The 24,479-nt window shown below is 59.7% G+C and carries 20 protein-coding genes; 15 read left to right on the top strand and 5 right to left on the bottom strand.

All coding sequences use genetic code 11. The features are described from left to right. Positions 1 to 263: 263 nt before the first annotated feature. From aceA to nuoN, 14 genes are all read left to right on the top strand, one after another. Positions 264 to 1,589, top strand: a complete 1,326-nt coding sequence (gene aceA, locus CKW18_RS15965) for an isocitrate lyase (protein WP_034155130.1) — start codon at positions 264 to 266, stop codon at positions 1,587 to 1,589. 646 nt (positions 1,590 to 2,235) lie between these two features. Further along, positions 2,236 to 2,649 carry an NADH-quinone oxidoreductase subunit A gene (locus tag CKW18_RS15955; RefSeq protein ID WP_003223812.1) on the top strand — a complete coding sequence of 138 codons (414 nt, stop codon included), beginning with the start codon at positions 2,236 to 2,238 and terminating at the stop codon, positions 2,647 to 2,649. 10 nt (positions 2,650 to 2,659) lie between these two features. Continuing rightward, positions 2,660 to 3,334, top strand: a complete 675-nt coding sequence (locus tag CKW18_RS15950) for an NADH-quinone oxidoreductase subunit B family protein (RefSeq protein ID WP_095189670.1) — start codon at positions 2,660 to 2,662, stop codon at positions 3,332 to 3,334. 73 nt (positions 3,335 to 3,407) lie between these two features. Continuing rightward, complete coding sequence (nuoC, locus tag CKW18_RS15945) at positions 3,408 to 5,192, top strand: NADH-quinone oxidoreductase subunit C/D (protein WP_095189669.1); 1,785 nt, start codon at positions 3,408 to 3,410, stop codon at positions 5,190 to 5,192. A gap of 2 nt (positions 5,193 to 5,194) precedes the next feature. Further along, positions 5,195 to 5,692 carry an NADH-quinone oxidoreductase subunit NuoE gene (gene nuoE / locus CKW18_RS15940; RefSeq protein WP_007920186.1) on the top strand — a complete coding sequence of 166 codons (498 nt, stop codon included), beginning with the start codon at positions 5,195 to 5,197 and terminating at the stop codon, positions 5,690 to 5,692. After that, the gene (nuoF, locus tag CKW18_RS15935) at positions 5,689 to 7,044 is read left to right on the top strand and encodes an NADH-quinone oxidoreductase subunit NuoF (RefSeq protein ID WP_095189668.1); all 1,356 of its coding nucleotides are present in this window, start codon (positions 5,689 to 5,691) and stop codon (positions 7,042 to 7,044) included. Before nuoE ends, nuoF begins: the two co-directional genes overlap by 4 nt. Positions 7,045 to 7,178: 134 nt before the next feature. Next, positions 7,179 to 9,893 carry an NADH-quinone oxidoreductase subunit NuoG gene (nuoG, locus tag CKW18_RS15930; RefSeq protein WP_095189667.1) on the top strand — a complete coding sequence of 905 codons (2,715 nt, stop codon included), beginning with the start codon at positions 7,179 to 7,181 and terminating at the stop codon, positions 9,891 to 9,893. Then, entirely contained in the window at positions 9,890 to 10,897 is a 1,008-nt protein-coding gene (gene nuoH / locus CKW18_RS15925; protein ID WP_042559870.1) for an NADH-quinone oxidoreductase subunit NuoH, read from the top strand. Before nuoG ends, nuoH begins: the two co-directional genes overlap by 4 nt. An 11-nt stretch (positions 10,898 to 10,908) precedes the next feature. Beyond that, entirely contained in the window at positions 10,909 to 11,457 is a 549-nt protein-coding gene (nuoI, locus tag CKW18_RS15920) for an NADH-quinone oxidoreductase subunit NuoI (protein ID WP_007920177.1), read from the top strand. Positions 11,458 to 11,466: 9 nt separating this feature from the next. Next, a complete protein-coding gene (nuoJ, locus tag CKW18_RS15915) occupies positions 11,467 to 11,967 on the top strand; it encodes an NADH-quinone oxidoreductase subunit J (RefSeq protein WP_095189666.1) in 501 nt (166 codons plus the stop codon). A gap of 3 nt (positions 11,968 to 11,970) precedes the next feature. Next, entirely contained in the window at positions 11,971 to 12,279 is a 309-nt protein-coding gene (gene nuoK / locus CKW18_RS15910) for an NADH-quinone oxidoreductase subunit NuoK (protein WP_003223790.1), read from the top strand. Further along, a complete protein-coding gene (gene nuoL, locus CKW18_RS15905; RefSeq protein ID WP_095189665.1) occupies positions 12,276 to 14,129 on the top strand; it encodes an NADH-quinone oxidoreductase subunit L in 1,854 nt (617 codons plus the stop codon). The genes nuoK and nuoL overlap by 4 nt, the downstream gene beginning before the upstream one ends. A 39-nt stretch (positions 14,130 to 14,168) precedes the next feature. After that, positions 14,169 to 15,701, top strand: a complete 1,533-nt coding sequence (gene nuoM, locus CKW18_RS15900; RefSeq protein WP_095189664.1) for an NADH-quinone oxidoreductase subunit M — start codon at positions 14,169 to 14,171, stop codon at positions 15,699 to 15,701. Between the two features lie 7 nt (positions 15,702 to 15,708). Next, positions 15,709 to 17,172 carry an NADH-quinone oxidoreductase subunit NuoN gene (gene nuoN / locus CKW18_RS15895; protein WP_095189663.1) on the top strand — a complete coding sequence of 488 codons (1,464 nt, stop codon included), beginning with the start codon at positions 15,709 to 15,711 and terminating at the stop codon, positions 17,170 to 17,172. A gap of 68 nt (positions 17,173 to 17,240) precedes the next feature. Here nuoN and CKW18_RS15890 read toward each other — a convergent pair whose 3' ends face one another. Continuing rightward, positions 17,241 to 17,708, bottom strand: coding sequence for a GNAT family N-acetyltransferase (locus CKW18_RS15890; protein ID WP_095189662.1), 468 nt, complete (start codon positions 17,706 to 17,708; stop codon positions 17,241 to 17,243). A 489-nt stretch (positions 17,709 to 18,197) separates the two neighbouring features. Here CKW18_RS15890 and CKW18_RS15885 point away from each other — a divergent pair, with 489 nt between their 5' ends. Continuing rightward, positions 18,198 to 19,523 carry an OprD family porin gene (locus CKW18_RS15885; RefSeq protein WP_095189661.1) on the top strand — a complete coding sequence of 442 codons (1,326 nt, stop codon included), beginning with the start codon at positions 18,198 to 18,200 and terminating at the stop codon, positions 19,521 to 19,523. A gap of 212 nt (positions 19,524 to 19,735) precedes the next feature. On the opposite strand, the gene CKW18_RS15880 is transcribed toward CKW18_RS15885, so the two are convergent. The 4 genes from CKW18_RS15880 to CKW18_RS15865 form a co-directional block, all read right to left on the bottom strand. Then, entirely contained in the window at positions 19,736 to 20,116 is a 381-nt protein-coding gene (locus tag CKW18_RS15880) for a DUF6124 family protein (protein WP_095189660.1), read from the bottom strand. 394 nt (positions 20,117 to 20,510) lie between these two features. Then, on the bottom strand, positions 20,511 to 20,840 hold the full coding sequence (locus tag CKW18_RS15875; protein ID WP_095189659.1) for a DUF2790 domain-containing protein: 330 nt from the start codon (positions 20,838 to 20,840) through the stop codon (positions 20,511 to 20,513). 67 nt (positions 20,841 to 20,907) lie between these two features. After that, complete coding sequence (locus tag CKW18_RS15870) at positions 20,908 to 21,108, bottom strand: co-regulatory protein PtrA N-terminal domain-containing protein (RefSeq protein WP_095189658.1); 201 nt, start codon at positions 21,106 to 21,108, stop codon at positions 20,908 to 20,910. Between the two features lie 215 nt (positions 21,109 to 21,323). Beyond that, positions 21,324 to 24,470, bottom strand: a complete 3,147-nt coding sequence (locus CKW18_RS15865) for a CusA/CzcA family heavy metal efflux RND transporter (RefSeq protein WP_095189657.1) — start codon at positions 24,468 to 24,470, stop codon at positions 21,324 to 21,326. Positions 24,471 to 24,479: the final 9 nt, after the last annotated feature.

Genomic DNA, 24,479 nt, shown 5'->3' with positions numbered 1-24,479 from the left:
GTTGCCGACTGGAACGAAGTTGTCCCGAGGGACGGAAGCGTAATTAGGTAACCCGGCATCACACTGTAGTTCGTATAAAGGCCCACGACGCCCGAATGCGCTCGCAGTCCGCCACTACCTGCTCACTTCCCCTCGAGCCTGTCGTTCATCCCGTCGCCTACCCCGCCGAATCCGACTTGACCACCTAAGCTTCTGGTCAGCGAGCGCAGGAATTTTCCACCGCAGAACAACTTTTCATAAAAGACGCGACGAGGTTTATCTCCATGGCACTGACACGCGAACAGCAAATTGCAGCCCTTGAAAAAGACTGGGCTGAAAACCCGCGCTGGAAAGGCGTGACACGCACTTACTCCGCTGCTGACGTCGTCCGTCTGCGTGGCTCGGTTCAACCTGAGCACACCTTTGCAAAAATGGGCGCCGACAAGCTGTGGAACCTGGTCACCCAGGGTGCCAAGCCGTCCTTCCGCCCAGAGAAAGATTTCGTCAACTGCATGGGCGCCCTGACCGGCGGCCAGGCTGTTCAGCAGGTCAAGGCCGGTATCCAGGCCATCTACCTGTCGGGCTGGCAGGTTGCTGCGGACAACAACTCCGCCGAATCGATGTACCCGGATCAGTCGCTGTACCCGGTGGACTCGGTGCCAACCGTGGTCAAGCGCATCAACAACTCGTTCCGTCGCGCTGACCAGATCCAGTGGAAAGCCGGCAAGAACCCGGGCGACGAAGGCTACATCGACTACTTCGCGCCAATCGTGGCTGACGCTGAAGCCGGTTTCGGCGGCGTACTGAACGCCTACGAGCTGATGAAGAGCATGATCGAAGCAGGCGCCGCCGGCGTTCACTTCGAAGACCAACTGGCTTCCGTGAAAAAATGCGGCCACATGGGCGGTAAAGTACTGGTACCTACTCAGGAAGCCGTACAGAAGCTGACCGCTGCTCGCTTGGCGGCAGACGTTGCCGGTACGCCGACCATCATTCTGGCCCGTACCGACGCTAACGCTGCCGACCTGCTGACTTCCGACTGCGACCCGTACGACCAGCCGTTCGTAACTGGCGAGCGTACCCAGGAAGGTTTCTACAAGGTGCGTGCCGGTCTTGATCAAGCGATTGCCCGTGGCCTGGCTTACGCGCCGTACGCCGACCTGATCTGGTGCGAAACTGCCAAGCCGGATCTGGACGAGGCTCGTCGCTTCGCTGAAGCGATCAAAAAGGAATACCCGGACCAACTGCTGTCGTACAACTGCTCGCCTTCCTTCAACTGGAAGAAAAACCTGGACGACGCGACCATCGCCAAGTTCCAGCGCGAACTGTCCGCCATGGGCTACAAGCACCAGTTCATCACCCTGGCCGGCATTCACAACATGTGGCACAGCATGTTCAACCTGGCGCACGACTACGCCCGCAACGACATGACTGCCTACGTGAAGCTGCAAGAGCAGGAATTCGCTGACGCTGCCAAGGGTTACACCTTCGTGGCTCACCAGCAGGAAGTGGGCACCGGCTACTTCGACGACATGACCACCGTGATTCAGGGTGGCTCGTCCTCGGTAACCGCACTGACCGGTTCGACTGAAGAAGAACAGTTCCACTGATCTGCTTCGCCTGAGCAAACGGCCTTTGCGGATCGTATAGAAAGCTAACCGCAGAGCCGCAAGACTGACGCCCCGACTGGTTCGGGGCGTTTTTTTTGCCCGAGATAATCTCCAGACACCATCAATCCCCTGTGGGAGCGAGCCTGCTCGCGAAGGCGTTGTGCCAGCTTGCACACGTAGTGACTGACCCACCGCATTCGCGAGCAGGCTCGCTCCCACAGGTTTCCTCTTAAGCCTGCGAGACAAAACATTGATCCAGACCAGTACCCGCATCACAAAAAACCGGTAAAACGCTCGCCACCGCTACTTGCAGTTACGCGCAAGTAAGACAACTTCCCAACTGACATCCCGTTAAACAGTTACAAAACCACTCCAAACGATATCAATTATCATTTAGCTGAAACTATGTTCGTTACATCTCGCACAAAACATAATTCGCAGAAACCCGGCTAATGCCCGCTATGCTTGGGCTGTGGGGCATCGGAGGTGCGCTATGTCCTTATTCCAATAAATAATTTCGCTATAGGAATTTTACTTGCAGGGTGTTTAGCCATAAAATCAGCGCGATTGATTGCTGCGACATATCGTCACTGCCTTTTTCTTTATCAAGCTCAGAGACCTTTGCTCTCTGTTAAGGATTACCAGCATGCCCGAAGCGACAGGACTCATGGCCCACAACTGGGGCTTTGCCATTTTCCTTCTGGGTGTTGTCGGCCTCTGTGCCTTCATGCTTGGCGTCTCCAGCCTCCTCGGGTCAAAAGCCTGGGGCCGCAGCAAAAACGAACCGTTCGAGTCGGGCATGCTACCTACCGGTGGCGCCCGCTTGCGGCTCTCAGCCAAATTCTATCTGGTCGCGATGCTGTTCGTGATCTTCGATATCGAAGCCCTCTTTCTCTTTGCATGGTCTGTGTCCGTCCGCGAAAGCGGCTGGACCGGATTCGTCGAAGCTCTCGTTTTCATAGCAATTCTGTTGGCAGGTCTTGTCTACCTGTTCCGAGTGGGCGCCCTTGACTGGGCTCCGGAAGCTCGTCGCAAGCGGCAGGCGAAGCTGAAACAATGAGGCTTTGGCAATGCAATACAATCTCACCAGGATCGACCCCGATGCTCCTAACGATCAGTACCCGATCGGCGAACGGGAAACCGTTTCCGATCCGTTAGAGGATCAAGTTCACAAAAACATTTTCATGGGCAAGCTCGAAGACGTGCTGAGTGGCGCGGTCAACTGGGGACGTAAAAACTCCCTGTGGCCGTACAACTTCGGCCTGTCGTGCTGCTATGTGGAAATGACCACCGCCTTCACGGCGCCCCACGACATCGCGCGCTTTGGCGCCGAGGTTATCCGGGCATCGCCGCGCCAGGCCGACTTCATGGTTATCGCCGGTACCTGCTTCATCAAGATGGCGCCGATCATTCAGCGTCTCTACGAGCAAATGCTCGAACCGAAATGGGTTATCTCCATGGGTTCGTGCGCCAACTCCGGTGGCATGTACGACATCTACTCCGTGGTTCAAGGGGTGGACAAGTTCCTGCCGGTGGACGTCTACGTACCTGGCTGCCCGCCCCGTCCAGAAGCTTTTCTGCAAGGCTTGATGCTGTTGCAGGAATCGATTGGCCAGGAGCGTCGCCCGCTGTCTTGGGTCGTTGGTGATCAAGGCGTTTATCGCGCCGACATGCCTTCGCAAAAAGAACAGCGCCGCGAACAGCGAATCGCAGTCACCAACCTGCGCAGCCCTGACGAAGTCTGATCCAGATCTGTTCTTACAAAGAAACGAGAAGCTGGCTTCATTCTTTACGTTGACCGAAAGCGAAAAAATAACCATGACTACAGGCAGCGCTCTGTACATCCCGCCTTATAAGGCAGACGACCAGGATGTGGTCGTCGAACTCAACAACCGTTTTGGCGCCGAAGCGTTCACCGCTCAGTCGACCCGCACCGGCATGCCGGTGCTGTGGGTGGCGCGCGCCAGACTCATCGAAGTCCTGACTTTCCTGCGCAACCTGCCCAAGCCGTACGTCATGCTCTATGACCTGCACGGCGTGGACGAGCGTCTGCGCACCAAGCGTCAAGGGCTGCCGTCGGACGCCGAATTCACCGTGTTCTATCACCTCATGTCGCTTGAGCGTAATAGTGACGTGATGATCAAGGTTGCCTTGTCCGAAAGCGACCTGAGCTTGCCGACCGTCACCAGCATCTGGCCGAACGCCAACTGGTACGAGCGTGAAGTCTGGGACATGTACGGCATCGACTTCAAAGGCCACCCGCACCTGTCGCGCATCATGATGCCGCCGACCTGGGAAGGTCACCCGCTGCGCAAGGACTTCCCGGCGCGCGCCACCGAATTCGATCCGTTCAGCCTCAACCTGGCCAAGCAACAGCTTGAGGAAGAAGCCGCGCGCTTCCGTCCTGAAGACTGGGGCATGAAGCGCTCCGGGACCAACGAGGACTACATGTTCCTCAACCTGGGCCCGAACCACCCTTCGGCTCACGGTGCGTTCCGCATCATTCTGCAACTGGACGGTGAAGAGATCGTCGACTGCGTCCCGGACATCGGTTACCACCACCGTGGCGCCGAGAAGATGGCCGAGCGTCAGTCCTGGCACAGCTTCATCCCGTACACCGACCGTATCGACTACCTCGGCGGCGTGATGAACAACCTGCCGTACGTGCTCTCGGTCGAGAAGCTGGCCGGCATCAAGGTGCCCGAGAAGGTCGACGTCATCCGCATCATGATGGCCGAGTTCTTCCGGATCACCAGCCACCTGCTGTTCCTGGGTACTTACATCCAGGACGTCGGCGCGATGACTCCGGTGTTCTTCACCTTCACCGACCGCCAGAAGGCGTACACGGTGATCGAAGCCATTACCGGGTTCCGCCTGCACCCGGCTTGGTACCGCATCGGCGGCGTCGCGCACGATCTGCCGCGCGGCTGGGAAAAACTGGTGAAAGACTTCGTTGAGTGGCTGCCAAAACGCCTCGACGAATACACCAAGGCTGCCCTGCAGAACAGCATCCTCAAGGGTCGTACCATCGGCGTTGCCCAGTACAACACCAAAGAAGCCCTGGAATGGGGCGTCACCGGTGCCGGCCTGCGTTCGACCGGTTGCGACTTCGACCTGCGTAAAGCGCGCCCGTACTCCGGCTACGAGAACTTCGAATTCGAGGTACCGCTGGCCGCCAACGGCGATGCCTACGACCGCTGCATGGTTCGCGTCGAAGAGATGCGTCAGAGCATCAAGATCATCGACCAGTGCATGCGCAACATGCCGGAAGGCCCGTACAAGGCGGATCACCCGCTGACCACGCCGCCGCCGAAAGAGCGCACGCTGCAGCACATCGAAACCTTGATCACGCACTTCCTGCAAGTTTCGTGGGGTCCGGTCATGCCGGCCAACGAATCCTTCCAGATGATCGAAGCGACCAAGGGCATCAACAGTTATTACCTGACGAGCGACGGCGGCACCATGAGCTACCGTACCCGGATCCGTACTCCGAGCTTCCCGCATCTGCAACAGATCCCTTCGGTGATCAAAGGCAGCATGGTCGCGGACTTGATTGCGTACCTGGGTAGTATCGACTTCGTTATGGCCGACGTGGACCGCTAAGCATGAACAGCACGCTTATCCAGACAGACCGTTTCACTTTGAGTGAAACCGAGCGCTCGGCCATCGAGCACGAGCTGCATCACTACGAAGACCCGCGCGCGGCGTCGATCGAAGCCCTGAAGATCGTTCAGAAGGAACGCGGCTGGGTGCCGGATGGCGCCTTGTACGCGATCGGCGAGATCCTCGGCATCCCGGCCAGCGACGTTGAAGGCGTGGCGACGTTCTACAGCCAGATCTTCCGTCAGCCGGTCGGCCGCCACATCATTCGCGTCTGCGACAGCATGGTCTGCTACATCGGCGGCCACGAGTCGGTGGTCAGCGAAATCCAGAACAATCTGGGCATCGGCCTGGGTCAGACCACCACCGACGGTCGTTTCACCCTGCTGCCTGTCTGCTGCCTCGGCAACTGCGACAAGGCACCGGCGCTGATGATCGACGACGACACCTTTGGTGACGTGCAGCCTGCTGGCGTTGCCAAACTGCTCGAGGGCTACGTATGACCCTGACATCTTTCGGCCCGGCCAACCGCATCCAGCGTTCGGCCGAGACTCACCCGCTGACCTGGCGTCTGCGTGACGACGGCGAAGCCGTGTGGCTCGACGAATACCAGGCCAAGAACGGTTACGCCGCTGCGCGCAAAGCCTTCGCCGACATGGCCCAGGACGACATCGTCCAGACCGTGAAAGACGCAGGCCTCAAAGGTCGCGGCGGTGCAGGCTTCCCCACTGGCGTGAAGTGGGGCCTGATGCCCAAAGACGAATCCATCAACATCCGCTACCTGCTGTGCAACGCGGATGAAATGGAGCCGAACACCTGGAAAGACCGCATGCTGATGGAGCAACTGCCCCATCTGCTGATCGAAGGCATGCTGATCAGTGCCCGCGCGCTGAAAACCTACCGTGGCTACATCTTCCTGCGTGGCGAATACACCACCGCCGCCAAGCACCTCAACCGTGCCGTGGAAGAAGCCAAGGCCGCCGGCCTTTTGGGTAAAAACATTCTCGGCAGCGGTTTTGATTTCGAACTGTTCGTCCATACCGGCGCCGGGCGTTACATCTGCGGTGAAGAAACCGCACTGATCAACTCCCTCGAAGGCCGCCGCGCCAACCCGCGCTCCAAGCCGCCCTTCCCTGCCGCCGTGGGCGTGTGGGGCAAGCCGACGTGCGTGAACAACGTCGAAACCCTGTGCAACGTGCCGGCGATCATTGCCGACGGCGTTGACTGGTACAAATCGTTGGCCCGCGAAGGCAGCGAAGACATGGGCACCAAGCTCATGGGCTTCTCCGGCAAAGTCAAAAACCCGGGCCTGTGGGAACTGCCATTCGGCGTCACCGGTCGCGAGTTGTTCGAAGACTACGCCGGCGGCATGCGCGACGGTTACAAGCTCAAGGCCTGGCAGCCAGGTGGTGCCGGTACCGGTTTCCTCCTGCCTGAGCACCTCGACGCACAAATGTACGCCGGCGGCATCGCCAAAGTGGGCACCCGTATGGGTACCGGCCTGGCGATGGCGGTGGACGACAGCGTCAACATGGTCTCGCTGCTGCGCAACATGGAGCAGTTCTTCGCCCGTGAGTCGTGCGGCTTCTGCACCCCGTGCCGTGATGGTTTGCCATGGAGCGTCAAGCTGCTGATGGCCATCGAGAATGGCGAGGGTCAACCGGGCGACATCGAGACCCTGCTGGGTCTGGTCGGTTTCCTCGGCCCAGGCAAAACCTTCTGTGCTCACGCACCGGGTGCCGTGGAGCCGTTGGGCAGTGCGATCAAATACTTCCGTCCAGAGTTCGAAGCCGGTATCGCGCCTGTCAGCGCCGCCGTCCCGCCTCTGGCAAGGCCGATCGTAATCGGCGCGTAAACGCTTAATAAGGTGAAGGGCCCGTGCCCTTCATCTCCTGCGATGACGCCTTTCGAGGCTGGTTTGATTCGCACGGATAACAAGATTCCATTAGCCACGCCCGCTGACACCGGGCCAACGAAGACCTTTGAACCATGGCCACTATCCACGTAGACGGCAAAGCGCTCGAAGTCGACGGGGCAGACAACCTGTTACAGGCATGTCTGTCGCTGGGCCTCGACATTCCATATTTCTGCTGGCACCCCGCGCTTGGTAGCGTCGGGGCTTGCCGCCAGTGCGCGGTCAAGCAGTACACCGACGAGAACGACACCCGTGGTCGCATCGTCATGTCCTGCATGACGCCTGCCACCGACAACACCTGGATCTCCATCGACGATGATGAATCCAAGGCGTTCCGCGCCAGTGTTGTCGAATGGCTGATGACCAACCACCCGCACGACTGCCCTGTGTGCGAAGAAGGCGGTCATTGCCACCTGCAAGACATGACAGTGATGACCGGCCACAACGAGCGCCGTTATCGCTTCACCAAACGCACCCACCAGAACCAGCAACTGGGCCCGTTCATTTCCCACGAAATGAACCGCTGCATCGCCTGCTACCGCTGCGTGCGTTTCTACAAGGATTACGCCGGCGGCACCGACCTCGGTGTGTTCGGCGCCCACGACAACGTGTACTTCGGTCGCGTTGAAGACGGCACCCTCGAAAGCGAGTTCTCCGGCAACCTCACCGAGGTCTGCCCGACCGGTGTGTTCACCGACAAGACTCACTCCGAGCGCTACAACCGTAAATGGGACATGCAGTTCTCGCCGAGCATCTGCCATGGCTGCTCCAGCGGTTGCAACATTTCCCCGGGCGAACGTTACGGTGAACTGCGCCGCATCGAAAACCGTTTCAACGGTTCGGTGAACCAGTACTTCCTGTGCGACCGTGGCCGTTTCGGTTATGGCTACGTCAACCGCACCGACCGTCCACGTCAGCCACTGCTGGCCGACGGCACCAAGCTTGGACTGGATGCTGCGCTGGACAAGGCTGCCGATCTGCTGCGCGGTCGCAACATCGTCGGTATCGGTTCGCCGCGCGCCAGCCTCGAAAGCAACTATGCGTTGCGCGAACTGGTCGGCGCCGAGCACTTCTACTCGGGCATCGAAGCCTCCGAACTGGAACGCATCCGTCTGGTCCTGCAAGTGCTCAAAGACAGCCCGCTGCCAGTGCCGAACATGCGCGACATCGAAGACCACGACGCCATCTTCATCCTCGGTGAAGACCTGACCCAGACCGCCGCCCGTATGGCGCTGTCGCTGCGTCAATCGGTCAAGGGCAAAGCTGAAGATATGGCCGAAGCCATGCGCGTTCAGCCTTGGCTCGACGCGGCGGTGAAGAACATCGGTCAGCACGCGCTGAACCCGCTGTTCATCGCCAGCCTCGCTGAAACCAAGCTCGACGACATCGCCGAAGAGTGCGTTCACGCCGCTCCCGACGATCTGGCGCGCATCGGTTTCGCCGTGGCTCACGCGCTGGACGCCAGCGCCCCTGCCGTTGAAGGTCTGGACGCTGAAGCACTGGACCTGGCCAAGCGCATCGCCGACGCCCTGCTCGCGGCCAAACGTCCGCTGATCATCGCCGGTACTTCGCTGGGTTCCAAAGCCCTGATCGAAGCCGCTGCGAACATCGCCAAGGCTCTGAAGCTGCGCGAGAAGAACGGTTCGATCAGCCTGATCGTGCCAGAAGCCAACAGCCTCGGTCTGGCCATGCTCGGTGGCGAATCGGTGGATGCTGCGCTGCAAGCGGTCATCGACGGTAAAGCCGACGCCATCGTCGTGCTGGAAAACGATCTGTACACCCGCACCGCCAAAGAGAAGGTCGATGCCGCACTGAACGCTGCGCAAGTAGTGATCGTTGCTGACCATCAGAAAACCGCTACCACTGACCGCGCGCATCTGGTTCTGCCAGCCGCCAGTTTCGCTGAAGGCGACGGTACGCTGGTCAGCCAGGAAGGTCGCGCCCAGCGTTTCTTCCAGGTTTTCGATCCGCAATACCTGGACGCGAGCATTCTGGTGCACGAAGGCTGGCGCTGGCTGCACGCCCTGCGCTCGACCCTGCTGAACCAGCCGATCGACTGGACGCAACTCGACCACGTCACCGCCGCCGTGGCTTCGAGCACCGAGCAACTGGCGCGTATCGTCGACGCTGCACCGTCCGCCGCGTTCCGCATCAAGGGTCTGAAACTGGCGCGTGAGCCGCTGCGTTATTCCGGTCGCACCGCGATGCGCGCCGACATCAGCGTTCACGAACCACGCACCCCGCAAGACAAAGACACCGCGTTCGCCTTCTCCATGGAAGGTTACTCGGGCTCTGCCGAACCACGTCAGCAAGTGCCGTTTGCCTGGTCGCCGGGCTGGAACTCGCCGCAAGCCTGGAACAAGTTCCAGGACGAAGTCGGTGGTCACCTGCGCGCTGGCGATCCGGGCACCCGCCTGATCGAAAGCACTGGCGATTCGCTGAACTGGTTCGCTGCCGCGCCGCGTGCGTTCAACCCGATGCCGGGTACCTGGCAAGCCGTGCCGTTCTTCCACCTGTTCGGCAGCGAAGAAACCTCTTCGAAAGCCGCTCCGGTTCAGGAACGCATTCCGGCGGCTTACGTTGCACTGGCCAAGTCCGAAGCGGATCGCCTGGGCGTCAACGAAGGTGCGCTGCTGAGCCTGAACGTGGCCGGTCAGACCCTGCGTCTGCCGCTGCGCATCAACGAAGAACTGGGCGCAGGTCTGGTGGCATTGCCTGCGGGCATCGCCGGCATTCCACCGGCATTCGCCGGCGTATCCGTCGACGGTCTGCAGGAGGCAGCGCAATGACCTGGTTCACCCCTGAAGTGATCGATGTGATCCTGACGGTCGTCAAAGCTATCGTGATTCTGCTGGCCGTTGTGGTCGCGGGCGCGTTGCTCAGCTTTGTCGAACGTCGCCTGCTGGGCTGGTGGCAGGACCGTTACGGTCCGAACCGCGTTGGTCCGTTTGGTATGTTCCAGATCGCCGCCGACATGCTGAAGATGTTCTTCAAGGAAGACTGGACGCCACCGTTTGCCGACAAGGTGATTTTCACCCTGGCACCGGTTGTGGCCATGTCGGCCTTGCTGATTGCGTTCGCGATCATCCCGATCACCCCGACCTGGGGTGTCGCGGACCTGAACATCGGCCTGCTGTTCTTCTTCGCCATGGCCGGTCTGTCGGTCTACGCGGTGCTGTTCGCCGGCTGGTCGAGTAACAACAAGTTCGCCCTGCTGGGTGCCTTGCGTGCCTCGGCGCAGACCGTGTCCTACGAAGTGTTCATGGGCCTGGCCCTGATGGGCATCGTGGTGCAGGTCGGCTCGTTCAACATGCGCGACATCGTCGAGTACCAGGCGCAGAACCTGTGGTTCATCATTCCGCAGTTCTTCGGCTTCTGTACCTTCTTCATCGCTGGCGTCGCCGTGACTCACCGTCACCCGTTCGACCAGCCGGAAGCGGAGCAGGAACTGGCTGACGGTTACCACATTGAATACGCCGGCATGAAATGGGGCATGTTCTTCGTTGGCGAATACATCGGCATCATCTTGATCTCGGCGCTGCTGGTCACCCTGTTCTTCGGTGGCTGGCACGGTCCGTTCGGCATCCTGCCGCAACTGTCGTTCCTGTGGTTCGCCCTGAAGACCGCGTTCTTCATCATGCTGTTCATCTTGCTGCGCGCTTCTATCCCGCGTCCGCGTTATGACCAGGTGATGGACTTCAGCTGGAAGTTCTGCCTGCCACTGACCCTGATCAATTTGCTGGTGACCGCTGCGGTTGTGTTGTTGAACACGCCCGCGGTTGCGGTTCAGTGAGGATTTGACCCATGTTCAAATATATTGGCGACATCGTTAAGGGTACCGGTACCCAGTTGCGCAGCCTGGTCATGGTCTTCGGCCATGGCTTTCGCAAGCGCGACACCCTGCAATACCCGGAAGAAGCGGTCTACCTGCCACCACGCTACCGTGGTCGCATCGTCCTGACCCGCGACCCCGATGGCGAAGAACGCTGCGTAGCCTGCAACCTGTGCGCCGTGGCGTGCCCGGTGGGTTGCATCTCGCTGCAGAAAGCTGAAACCGAAGACGGTCGCTGGTACCCGGACTTCTTCCGTATCAACTTCTCGCGCTGCATTTTCTGCGGTCTCTGCGAGGAAGCCTGTCCGACCACCGCAATCCAGTTGACTCCGGATTTCGAGATGGCCGAGTTCAAACGTCAGGACCTGGTGTACGAGAAAGAAGATCTGCTGATCTCCGGCCCCGGCAAAAACCCTGATTACAACTTCTATCGTGTTGCAGGTATGGCAATCGCTGGCAAGCCGAAAGGCTCCGCACAGAACGAAGCCGAACCGATCAACGTGAAGAGCTTGCTGCCTTAAGGAAGAACGATGGAATTCGCTTTCTATTTCGCATCGGGTATCGCTGTCGTGGCCACGCTACGTGTGGTCACCAACACCAACCCTGTGCACGCCCTGCTCTACCTGATCATCTCGTTGATCGCCGTGGCCATGACCTTCTTCGCACTCGGCGCACCGTTCGCCGGCGTGCTGGAAGTGATCGCCTACGCCGGCGCCATCATGGTGCTGTTCGTGTTCGTGGTAATGATGCTGAACCTCGGCCCCGCCGCAGTTCAGCAAGAACGCGCCTGGCTCAAGCCCGGCATCTGGGCAGGGCCGGTGATTCTTGCCGCGCTGCTGCTGGCCGAACTGCTGTATGTGCTGTTCGCTCACCAGAGCGGTCAGGCCATCGGCCACACCACCGTAGACGCGAAAGCCGTGGGCATCAGCCTGTTCGGCCCGTATCTGCTGGTGGTCGAACTCGCCTCGATGCTGCTGCTCGCTGCAGCCGTCACGGCGTTCCATTTGGGCCGCAACGAGGCGAAGGAGTAAGACATGCCTGCTATCCCTCTCGAACATGGTTTAGCCGTCGCCGGCATCCTGTTCTGCCTTGGTCTGGTCGGCCTGATGGTCCGCCGCAACATTTTGTTCGTGTTGATGAGTCTGGAAGTGATGATGAACGCCTCTGCACTGGCCTTCATCGTTGCGGGCGCCCGTTGGGGCCAGCCGGATGGACAGATCATGTTCATCCTGGTGATCAGCCTTGCAGCTGCCGAGGCCAGTATTGGTCTGGCGATCCTGCTGCAACTGTATCGCCGCTTCCACACGCTCGATATCGACGCTGCCAGTGAGATGCGCGGATGAACCTAATCTTTCTGACTTTCGTATTCCCCCTGATCGGGTTCCTGCTGCTGTCGTTCTCTCGTGGACGCTGGTCGGAAAACCTTTCGGCGCTGATCGGCGTGGGTTCCATTGGCTTGTCGGCGATTGTCACCGCCTACGTCATCTGGCAATTCAACGTCGCGCCTCCCGAAGGCGGTCACTACACCCTGGTGCTGTGGCAGTGGATGGCGGTGGAAGGCTTCAAGCCTGACTTCGCGCTCTACGTCGACGGCCTGTCGATCACCATGCTCGGCGTGGTGGTAGGCGTAGGTTTCCTGATCCACCTGTTCGCCTCCTGGTACATGCGCGGTGAAGCGGGTTACTCGCGCTTCTTCTCGTACACCAACCTGTTTATCGCCAGCATGCTGTTCCTGGTCCTGGGCGATAACCTGTTGTTCCTGTACTTCGGCTGGGAAGGCGTGGGCCTGTGCTCGTACCTGTTGATCGGTTTCTACTACAGCAACCGCAACAACGGGAACGCCGCACTCAAGGCCTTCATCGTGACCCGGATCGGCGACGTGTTCATGGCCATCGGCCTGTTCATCCTGTTCCAGCAAGTGGGCACGCTGAACATCCAGGAACTGCTGGTGCTGGCACCGCAGAAATTCCAGGTCGGCGACTTCTGGATCACCTTGGCGACCCTGATGTTGCTGGGCGGTGCTGTTGGTAAGTCTGCACAACTGCCGCTGCAAACCTGGCTCGCGGACGCGATGGCCGGTCCTACCCCGGTTTCGGCACTGATCCACGCCGCGACCATGGTGACCGCAGGTGTTTACCTGATCGCCCGTACCCACGGCTTGTTCACCCTGGCGCCGGACATCCTGCACCTGGTCGGCATCGTTGGTGGTGTGACGCTGGTACTCGCCGGTTTCGCCGCTCTGGTTCAAACCGACATCAAACGTATCCTCGCCTACTCGACCATGAGCCAGATCGGCTACATGTTCCTGGCGCTGGGCGTTGGCGCATGGGATGGCGCGATCTTCCACCTGATGACCCACGCCTTCTTCAAGGCGCTGCTGTTCCTTGCTTCCGGTGCGGTGATCGTTGCCTGCCACCACGAGCAGAACATCTTCAAGATGGGCGGTCTGTGGAAGAAACTGCCACTGGCCTACGCCAGCTTCATCGTCGGTGGTGCTGCTCTGGCTGCTCTGCCTCTGGTCACCGCCGGCTTCTACTCCAAAGACGAAATCCTCTGGGAAGCGTTCGCCAGCGGCAACCACGGTCTGCTCTACGCAGGTCTGGTCGGCGCGTTCATGACCTCGCTGTACACCTTCCGCCTGATCTTCATCACGTTCCACGGTGAAGCCAAGACTGAAGCGCACGCCGGTCACGGTATCGCTCACTGGTTGCCGCTGTCGGTGCTGATCGTGCTGTCGACTTTCATCGGCGCGATGATCGTGCCACCGCTGCACGGCGTACTGCCAGAAAGCGTTGGCCATGCCGGTGGCGAAGCCAAGCACAGTCTGGAAATTGCGTCGGGCGCCATCGCCCTGGCCGGTATCCTGCTGGCGGCCCTGCTGTTCCTCGGCAAGCGTCGCTTCGTCACGGCGATTGCCAACAGCGGCGTCGGGCGTTTCCTTTCGGCCTGGTGGTTCGCTGCCTGGGGCTTCGACTGGATCTACGACAAACTGTTCGTCAAGCCGTACCTTGCGATCAGCCACATCCTGCGCAAAGACCCACTCGACCAGACCATCGGTCTGATCCCGCGTATGGCCAAGGGTGGTCACACTGCCCTGAGCCGCACCGAGACCGGTCAACTGCGTTGGTACGCTGCTTCGATGGCTGCTGGTGCCGTGCTGGTTATTGGCGCCATCGTGCTGGTAGCGGTCTGATATGAACCTTGCGAATTTGCGAAAGGAAACGAGCCCGTCATGATTCTGCCTTGGCTAATCCTGATCCCCTTCATCGGCGGCCTGCTGTGCTGGATGGGTGAGCGCTTCGGCGCTACCCTGCCCCGCTGGATTGCGCTGATCACCATGTCCCTGTTGCTCGCGATCGGCCTCTGGCTGTGGGCTACCGGCAACTATTCATTTGCCCCGGCGCCTGGCGCCGATCCAACCTGGGCGCTTGAGTTCAAGCACATCTGGATCGCGCGTTTCGGCATCAGCGTGCACCTGGCCCTCGACGGCCTGTCGCTGTTGATGATCCTGCTGACCGGTCTGCTGGGTATCCTCTCGGTACTCTGCTCGTGGAAGGAGATTCAACGTCACGTTGGCTTCTTCCACCTGAACCTGATGTGGATCCTGGGCGGTGTTGTCGGCGTGTTCCTCGCCCTCGACCTGTTCATGTTCTTCTTCTTCTGGGAAATGATGCTGGTGCCGATGTACTTCCTCATCGCGCTCTGGGGTCACAGTTCTTCGGACGGCAAGAAAACCCGGATCTACGCAGCAACCAAGTTCTTCATCTTCACTCAGGCTTCCGGCCTGATCATGCTGGTGGCGATCCTCGGTCTGGTACTGGTCAACTTCAACAACACTGGCGTGATTACCTTCAACTACGCCGACCTGTTGAAAACCAAGATGTCGATGACCACCGAGTACATCCTGATGCTCGGCTTCTTCATCGCCTTCGCGGTCAAGCTGCCTGTCGTACCGTTCCACTCCTGGTTGCCTGACGCTCACGCCCAGGCGCCGACTGCCGGTTCCGTCGACCTCGCCGGTATCTTGCTGAAAACCGCGGCCTACGGTCTGCTGCGTTTCGCCCTGCCGCTGTTCCCGAATGCCTCGGCCGAGTTCGCGCCGATCGCCATGACCCTCGGTCTGATCGGGATCTTCTACGGTGCGTTCCTGGCGTTCGCGCAAACCGACATCAAGCGTCTGATCGCCTTCTCTTCCGTTTCCCACATGGGCTTCGTGTTGATCGGCATCTACTCCGGCAGCCAACTGGCCCTGCAAGGTGCAGTGATCCAGATGCTGGCGCACGGTGTTTCGGCAGCCGCACTGTTTATCCTCAGCGGTCAGTTGTACGAGCGCCTGCACACTCGTGACATGCGTGAGATGGGCGGTCTGTGGTCGCGTATCGCTTACCTGCCGGCGATCAGCCTGTTCTTCGCAGCCGCTTCGTTGGGTCTGCCGGGCACTGGTAACTTCGTCGGTGAGTTCCTGATCCTGATAGGCTCCTTCGCCAGCTGGCCTTGGATCACTGCGATTGCCACTTCCGGTCTGGTGTTCGGTTCGGTCTACTCGCTGATCATGATCCACCGTGCGTACTTCGGTCCGTCGAAATCGGATTCGATCCTGCACGGTATGGACGCTCGCGAACTGATCATGGTGTTGGGCCTTGCGGTGTTGCTGATCTACATCGGCGTGTACCCGCAACCGTTCCTCGACACTTCTGCCGCCACGATGCATGGCGTTCAGCAGTGGCTCGGCACCGCCTTCACTCAACTCGCTTCGGCCCGGTAAGAGCGCTATGGAATTCACGATTCAACACTTTATTGCGCTTGCGCCACTGTTGATCACCAGCCTCACCATTATCGTGGTGATGCTGGCAATCGCCTGGCGCCGCAACCACTCGCAGACCTTCCTGATCTCGGTGGCGGGTCTGAACCTGGCCTTGCTGTCGATCCTGCCAGCTCTTAAAGTCGCGCCTCTGGCCGTGACCCCATTGCTGCAGATCGACACCTTCGCTTGCCTGTACATGGCGCTGATCCTGGTCGCCACCCTCGCTTGCGTCACCCTCGCCCACGCCTATCTGGGCGATGGCGGCTCGGGTTACCCGGGCAACCGTGAAGAACTGTACCTGCTGATCCTGATGGCCGCCGCCGGTGGTCTGGTTCTGGTCAGCGCGCAGCACCTGGCCGGCTTGTTCATCGGTCTGGAACTACTCTCGGTGCCGGTCTACGGTCTGGTGGCTTACGCCTTCTTCAACAAGCGCTCGCTGGAAGCCGGCATCAAATACATGGTGCTGTCGGCCGCCGGTTCCGCGTTCCTGCTGTTCGGTATGGCGCTGCTGTACGCAGACGCCGGTTCGCTGAGCTTCGTCGGTATCGGTCAGGCCCTGGCCGCCACTGGTCTGCCTAGCCCGCTGGCACAACTGGGCCTGGGCATGATGCTGATCGGTCTGGCGTTCAAGCTGTCGCTGGTACCGTTTCACCTGTGGACGCCTGACGTCTACGAAGGTGCTCCGGCACCGGTCGCTGCGTTCCTCGCCACTGCGTCCAAGGTTGCCGTGTTTGCGGTGATGGTGCGTCTGTTCCAGATCTCCCCTGCCGCGAGCAGCGGCGTACTGAGCGACGTGCTCAGCGTGATCGCCGTCGCTTCGATCCTGTTCGGTAACCTGCTGGCCCTGACCCAGAGCAACCTCAAGCGTCTGCTCGGTTACTCGTCCATCGCGCACTTCGGCTACCTGCTGATTGCACTGGTGGCGAGCAAGGGTCTGGCGGTGGAAGCCATCGGCGTGTACCTGATCACCTACGTGATCACCAGCCTCGGCGCATTCGGCGTGATCACCCTGATGTCCTCGCCGTACAACGGCCGTGACGCCGACGCCCTGTACGAGTACCGCGGTCTGTTCTGGCGCCGTCCGTACCTGACCGCCGTACTGACCGTGATGATGCTGTCCCTGGCCGGTATCCCGCTGACCGCGGGCTTCATCGGCAAGTTCTACATCATCGCCACCGGTGTCGAATCGCACCAATGGTGGCTGGTAGGTTCGCTGGTACTGGGCAGCGCCATCGGCGTCTTCTACTACCTGCGCGTGATGGTCACCCTGTACCTGATCGAGCCAAACCTGCGCCGCCACGATGCGCAACTGCACTGGGAACAGAAGGCAGGCGGCGTGATGCTGCTGGCCATCGCCCTGGTGGCGTTCTTCCTCGGCGTTTACCCGCAGCCATTGCTGACGCTGGTTCAGCAGGCGGGTCTGGCGGGCTGATCGCTCGGCTGGCTACACATGAAAACGGCACCTTCGGGTGCCGTTTTTTTTGTGCGGTTTCTTGGTCTTTATCGCAACGCTTTCACCATTGGCACACACGCCAGTTGCAGACCCGAAGGCGATTGATAAATCGCACTCCCCTCGCCGATGTAACCGCAACGCCGGTAAAAATCGACAGCGTTCAACGTCGCGTCCAGACAGACCTCTGTCAGCCCCAGCGCCCTCGCCAGATCTTCAAGAAAGTGCAGAACCTGTTTGCCCAGTCCGCGCTGCATGAAATCCGGATGAATGAAGATTGCACCGATTTCACGATACTCCAGATCAAGCATTCCGGTTGCCACTGGCTCGTCCTCAACCCAGCCCAGATAGAAATGCTTTTCCATGAGCGTGTCGTAACCGTCCTCAGCCGAGCCCTTGGTCCAGTCGTGCATTTGCTGCTCGGTGTAGGCACCGATGCATTGATGCCTGATCGCCAAGCGTCGTATGTCGAATGCGGTTTGGGCGTCATTCGTGGTGGCTCTTCTGATGTCGAACATATCTCTCTCCATGAGCCATGTGCAGACAGGAAATGAAAAAGCCCCGTCCATTTCTGGCGGGGCTTCGGGTACACGTCAAATGACAAACACGTATGACCTTATGGCCCGCCGGAAGCGGTCATTGAGGCGCACATCATGGTCATTCGATTTTGGGTGTTCATGGGGCGATAGTGCTGTGAATTGTTCCAGTACGTCAATCGCGAAGTCGCTGGGTGGGAGCGAGCCTGCGCGCGAAGGCGTCGGCACTTCCACCATCCTCAGTGCCTGACACTCCGCTATCGCGAGCAGGCTCGCTCCCACAGGTTTGTGTGGAACTCACAAACTCCAGGTACACCCACATGACGAAATTGTAATTCCCTCATCACCTTGGCGTTATCCGCAGCTTGCAACGATGTCCCCCGGCGACCATGCCGACGAGCCCCATGCCCGTCGAACAATAAAACCCACGCCGAAGCACGTTCCCGTTCTGCCGAACCCAAGGAGTGTTTGATGGTTAACAATACAAAAATGTCGATGGCCGCTTTAGCGGTGGTGGTTGGCTCCGGGCCGTCCATGGTGTTTGCAGAAGAAAAAGCCGAAGGCTTTATCGAAGGCAGCAGCCTGACGGTGCTCAACCGTAATTTCTATTTCAATCGTGAGCACCGCAACGGCCAGTCCAGCCCGACCGGCAACGGTTATTCCGAAGCCTGGTCGCATGCGGTGATCAGCAAGTTCGAATCCGGCTTTACCCAAGGCACCGTCGGGGTCGGTGTTGATGCGTTTGCGATGATCGGTTTGAAACTCGACACCGGTGACGGGCGCAACGGTGGGCGCAGTTCGTTTGATGTGCTGCCGGTCAACAGTGACGGCGAGGCGCGGGACGAATACACCAAGGTCGGGGGCGCGGCGAAAGTGCGGGCATTCGATACGGTGGTCAAGGTCGGTGACGTGTTCCCGGCCAACCCGGTAGTGGCGGCGGGTGACTCTCGTTTGCTGCCAGAAAGCTTTCGCGGGGTGACGGCGACCAACACCAGTATTGAAGGCCTGTCGGTTCAGGGCGGTCGACTGCACGCGATGAGCCAACCGGTGTCCAGCGACATGCGCGAGAACTTCGCGACCTTCTATGCCGGCCCGGTCAATTCGCCGTGGATCGCTTACGGCGGCGGCGATTATGTGCTGAACAAAAACCTCAGTTTCAGCCTGTACTCCAGTCGCCTCAAGGATGCCTGGAATCAGTACTACGCCGGCGCCGCGTGGACGTATCCGCTGTCGGATGACTTGTCACTGTTTGGTGGTTTGAATTACTACAAGGCAGTCGACGAGGGCAAACAACTACTCGGCGAGTTCGACAACAACATCTGGAGCGGCCGTGTCGGGGTAAAACTCGGCGCGCATTCCGTCGCCCTCTCGCACCAACGCAACAACGGCAACGACGATTTCGATTACCTGCGCCAGTCCGACTCGATCTTCCTCGACAACTCCATCCAGTACAGCGACTTCAACTCGCCCAAGGAACGTTCATGGATGGTGCGCTACGACCTCGACATGAGCACTTACGGCGTACCGGGCTTGTCGTTCATGACCCGCTACGCGCGCGGCACCGACGCCGACTATTCCAACGCCAACGCCGTGTACATGCGCCGCGATGCCGATGGTAATCCGCTGACCGATCAAAAGCGCTGGGAGCGCGACATCGAAGTCAAATACGTGGTGCAGAGCGGTTCGTTGAAGGACTTGTCACTGCGCTTGCGCCAGGCCACCACTCGCGCCACGGCGTTCGAGTCGGATCTGGATGAAGTGCGGGTGATTGTCGAGTATCCGTTGGCGATTCTCTGAGTTCACGAGCAATGCACATTCACCTTTAGAAGCTCCTTGCTCCTTTGGAAAGAGGTGAATTTTTTGGCGTCCTTCGGGGCGCCTTTTTTATGTCCGGACTTCAACGCAACGCCAAAACCTGTGGGAGCGAGCCTGCTCGCGAAGACGTCGGCACAGCCAACGCCATCGTCGGTTAACTCACCGCTTTCGCGAGCAGGCTCGCTCCCACACGATTATGCGGTGGGCTCGACGTTATCCAGCGCCCTGTTCACCGCCAGTTCACCAAGCATGACGACTTGGGCGATCCCCAGCAACGTCTTGCGATGCGTGCCTTGCAGCAGCGCCGCGAAGTCGCCGAGCATGACGCTGGCCGAGCCCAGGGATTCGCTGGCGTTGGCCAGCAGGGATTCGGTGTCGGCCTTCGGATTGACCTGGAACATCTGGTTCTGGACGTAGGGCGTGGCCATGATGGCGGCCGTGGGTTTGAGGTAGAAGTCGAGGGCGCGGTCGGCGGCTTCGTGGAGTTTGCGAGTGTCTTCGCAAGCGTAGGGGGACGTTGTATTGGCGTCCGCAGGAACGGTTGGTTCGGGCGGATTGGGTGTTGGCTTTTTCATGGTGTATCTCCAGTCTTACGGTGGAGCTGGCCCATTCGGTTCCACGCGAGGGGTGGCAGCTGTACGCAGGTTGGAACCCGGGGACCAGAGAAAACCCGGCAGACTCGAAGTCTCCCGCGCACAGCCGCCATAACAAAGTGCACACCATGAAGGTGCGCAAGCATACGTCATGAAAGCCACTTTTGCGCTTCTTGGGTCCCGGGGTTCCAAACCCGATCGCTGATTTGGCAGCGACCCACACAGGCTAGAGAGCTGACGTCCGACGGACAACCTGAAAACATTGTGGGAAGGTTCTGCATTTCCCACACAACCTTTAAACATCCAGAATCGAAATACACATCGTGATATTGAAATTCAGCTCCTACACGGGGGGAGTGTTCTGATCGTTGCCAGATCAGCCGCGCTGGCGGCAATCGCCGGCCACGGTGTATTTGACGGTGTTGAGCTGACCCTTCGAATCTTCGTAGGTCATGGCAGTGGGGACGACGGCGCAAGTCGCCGGCGGCTTGATGACGCTCACCACTTTGACCACATCCAGCTTCATCCCGTACGCATAATCCTTCACCACTGGCGGCGCTTTGCCCTGGTTGGCGGCGTATTGCTCCATGGCTTTGGCGTTGGTACTGAATGCGCGCTCAAACGTGCGGTCACCACCGCCCTCGGCCAGCACATTAATGGACATCGCCATCACCCCGGCGAACACCATCCACTTGATCAATTTCATGTTCAATTCCTCCATAAAAAGCCCGGCATCGATGCGCGATGCCAGGCTTGTTCCAGCATGGCTGCGTTTACAGGTCTTGAGTCTTGTCGTCTTTCTTGTCATTGACGACGACCGGGTCGCGGGCCTGTTCCCGGGCAACAAACAGCTCTACGGAGCGGTCATTGGCGGTCATCATTTTTTCGAAGGTGCGGTCGCCGCCACCTTCGGCCATGGCCAGGGAAGACAGCGCCAAGGCGGCGGTGAAGGCACTGATCTGAGCGAATTTCATGTTTGATTCCTCGTTTAAGTAGCTGACGGGATCAAGGTAACAATCCGAACCTATCGTGACGGTGGCGGGGAAATTACATATCCGTTATCTCCCGGATCAGCGCACGGAAACCCTGTGGGAGCGAGCCTGCTCGCGAAAGCGGTGGTTCAGTCACATCATTGTTGACTGACAGATCGCCTTCGCGAGCAGGCTCGCTCCCACAGGGGGATCACCTATTATGTGGAGACCGTGTCCTCATCCCGGCGATGGGCCAGTTGGTACAGCGCCGGCAAGATCAGCAACGTGAGAATGGTGGAGGACAGGATTCCACCGATCACTACGGTTGCGAGCGGGCGCTGCACTTCCGCACCCGTGCCGGTCGCCAGCGCCATCGGAATGAAGCCCAGCGACGCCACCAGTGCCGTCATCAACACTGGCCGCAATCGCGTCAGCGCACCGATGTTGATCGCCTCAGTGAGCGACCGCCCCTCCTCCCGCAGATTGCGAATGAACGCAATCATCACCAAGCCGTTCAACACCGCCACTCCGGACAACGCAATAAACCCGACGCCCGCCGAGATCGACAGCGGAATATCGCGCAACCACAGCGCCATGACGCCCCCGGTCAACGCAAACGGAATCCCGGTAAACACCAGTAAGCCATCCTTGAGATTGTTGAACATCATGAACAACAAGCCGAACACCAGCAGCAACGCCACCGGCACCACGATCTGCAAGCGCTTGGCCGCCGATTGCAGTTGCTCGAACTGCCCGCCCCAACTGGTCCAGTAACCGGCCGGGACTTGCACCTCACGTTCGATCACTTCGCCCGCCTCGGCAACGAATGAACCGATGTCCCGCCCGCGCACGTTGGCGCTGACGATCACCAAGCGCTTGCCGTTTTCGCGGCTGACCTGATTCGGCCCCAGCACCAGGTCGAGGCTGGCGACGTCTTGCAGTGCGATGAAACCGATCTGATTGGCCGTACCATTTACCGCCGGCACCGGAATCAGCAGCGCTGACAAGCCGTCGATGTCCTTGCGCATGGCATCGGACAAACGCACGACCATGTCGAAACGCCGATCCCCTTCATACAAGGTCCCGGCCTGACGACCGCCCACTGCCACGGCAATGGTGTCCTGCACATCCCCCACGTTCAGCCCGTAACGCGCCGCTTTGTCGCGATCAATGTTGATGGTCAGCACCGGCAACCCGGTGGTTTGCTCGACCTTCACCTCAGAGGCGCCGTTAACCTTCTGCATGGCCGCTGCAATCTTCGCCGCCGTGGCGTTCAGCACGTCCATGTCATCGCCAAACACCTTCACTGCCACGTCACTGCGCACGCCGGAGATCAGCTCGTTGAAGCGCAGTTGAATCGGTTGCGACAGCTCATAGTTGCTGCCCGGCAAAGTCGCGGCGACGGCTTGCAGTTCGGCCATCAGGGTGTCGCGGGATTTGCCCGGATCCGGCCATTGCGCTTTCGGTTTGAGCATCACGTAGCTGTCGGAGATGTTCGGCGGCATCGGGTCGGAGGCGATTTCCGCCGTGCCGGTACGCGCGAAGACGCGTTCGACTTCCGGCACCCTGGCCAGAATCAGGGTTTCCAGGCGCTGCTGCATATCGACCGATTGCGTCAGGCTGGTGCCCGGTACGCGCAAGGCTTGCAGGGCGAAATCGCCTTCACTGAGGCTCGGCACAAACTCGCTGCCCATGCGGCTGGTCAGCACGCCGCTGAGCACGATCACACCCAACGCCGCGCCCACTGCGATTGCGCGATGGGACATGACCCAGGCCAGCGCCGGCGCATAAACACGACGCGCGCCGCGCATCACCGCACCCTCTTCTTCCTTGACCTTGCCAGTCACGAACAGCGCAATCGCCGCCGGGACAAAAGTCACCGACAACAGCATGGCACCGAGCAACGCAATCACCACAGTGAACGCCATCGGGTGGAACATTTTCCCTTCAACGCCGCTCAGGGCGAAGATCGGCAGGTACACGACCATGATGATCAACTGGCCAAAAATCAGCGGCCGCCGTGCTTCTTTGGCGGCCGCAAACACTTCCTTGAAACGCTCGGCACGCGTCAACAATCGCCCATGGTGCTGCTGCGCATGAGCGAGTCGGCGCAGGGTATTTTCGACAATCACCACCGCGCCATCGACGATGATGCCGAAGTCGAGCGCGCCGAGGCTCATCAGGTTGGCGCTGACTTTGTTGCTGAACATGCCGGTGAAGGTGAACAGCATCGACAGCGGGATCACCATCGCCGTGATCAGCGCCGCGCGGATGTTGCCGAGGAACAGGAACAGAATCGCGATCACCAGAATCGCGCCTTCGATGAGGTTTTTCTTCACCGTGGCAATGGCTTTGTCGACCAGGTGCGTGCGGTCGTAAACCGGCACGGCGATCACGCCGTTGGGCAACGATTTGTTGATCTGTTCGAGCTTGCTGGCGACCGCTTGCGAGACCGTGCGGCTGTTCTCGCCGATCAGCATGAACACCGTGCCAAGCACCACTTCACGACCATTTTCCGTGGCCGCGCCGCTGCGCAGTTCGCGGCCGATTTGCACGGTGGCGACATTCTTGATGCGGATCGGCGTGCCGTCGACGTTGGCCATGACGATATTGGCGATGTCCTCGGTGCTCGCCACTTGGCCCGGCGCGCGAATCAGCAACTGCTCGCCGCTGCGCTCGATGTAACCGGCGCCGACGTTGGCGTTGTTGCGCTCAAGCGCGGTGACCAGATCGGTGAGGGTCAGCTTGTACGCGGCCAGGCGTTTCGGGTCCGGGGCAATCTGATATTCCTTGGCGAAGCCGCCGATGGTGTTGATCTCGGCCACGCCCGGCACGTTGCGCAATTGCGGCTTGATGATCCAGTCCTGAATCACCCGCAGATCAGTCGGTGTGTAAGCGCTACCGTCATCCTTGAGAGCGCCCTCCTGCGCCTCGACCGTCCACAAAAAGATCTCGCCGAGGCCGGTGGAAATTGGTCCCATGACCGCTTCCGCGCCTTCGGGCAATTGCTCCTTGGCGATCTGCAGACGCTCATTGACCAATTGGCGGGCGAAGAACAGGTCGGTGCCGTCCTTGAAGATGACGGTGACCTGCGACAGCCCCGAACGCGACAGCGAACGGGTCTGCTCTAAGGCCGGCAAACCGGCCATCGCGGTTTCAATCGGGAAGGTGATGCGCTGCTCGGTTTCCAGCGGCGAGAACCCGGCGGCGCCGGTGTTGATCTGTACCTGGACGTTGGTGATGTCGGGCACGGCGTCGATCGGCAGTTTCTGATAACTGGCGATGCCGAGGCCGGCCATGAGCAGAACGGCGAGCACGACGATGATGCGCTGCTCGATGGCAAACTGGATCAGGCGTTCGAACATGGGGACCTT

Origin of the sequence: Pseudomonas sp. Irchel 3E19 (assembly GCF_900187585.1) — a bacterium.
In the GTDB taxonomy this organism is placed as follows: domain Bacteria; phylum Pseudomonadota; class Gammaproteobacteria; order Pseudomonadales; family Pseudomonadaceae; genus Aquipseudomonas; species Aquipseudomonas baetica.
This window is presented reverse-complemented; position numbering and strand designations above follow the sequence as displayed.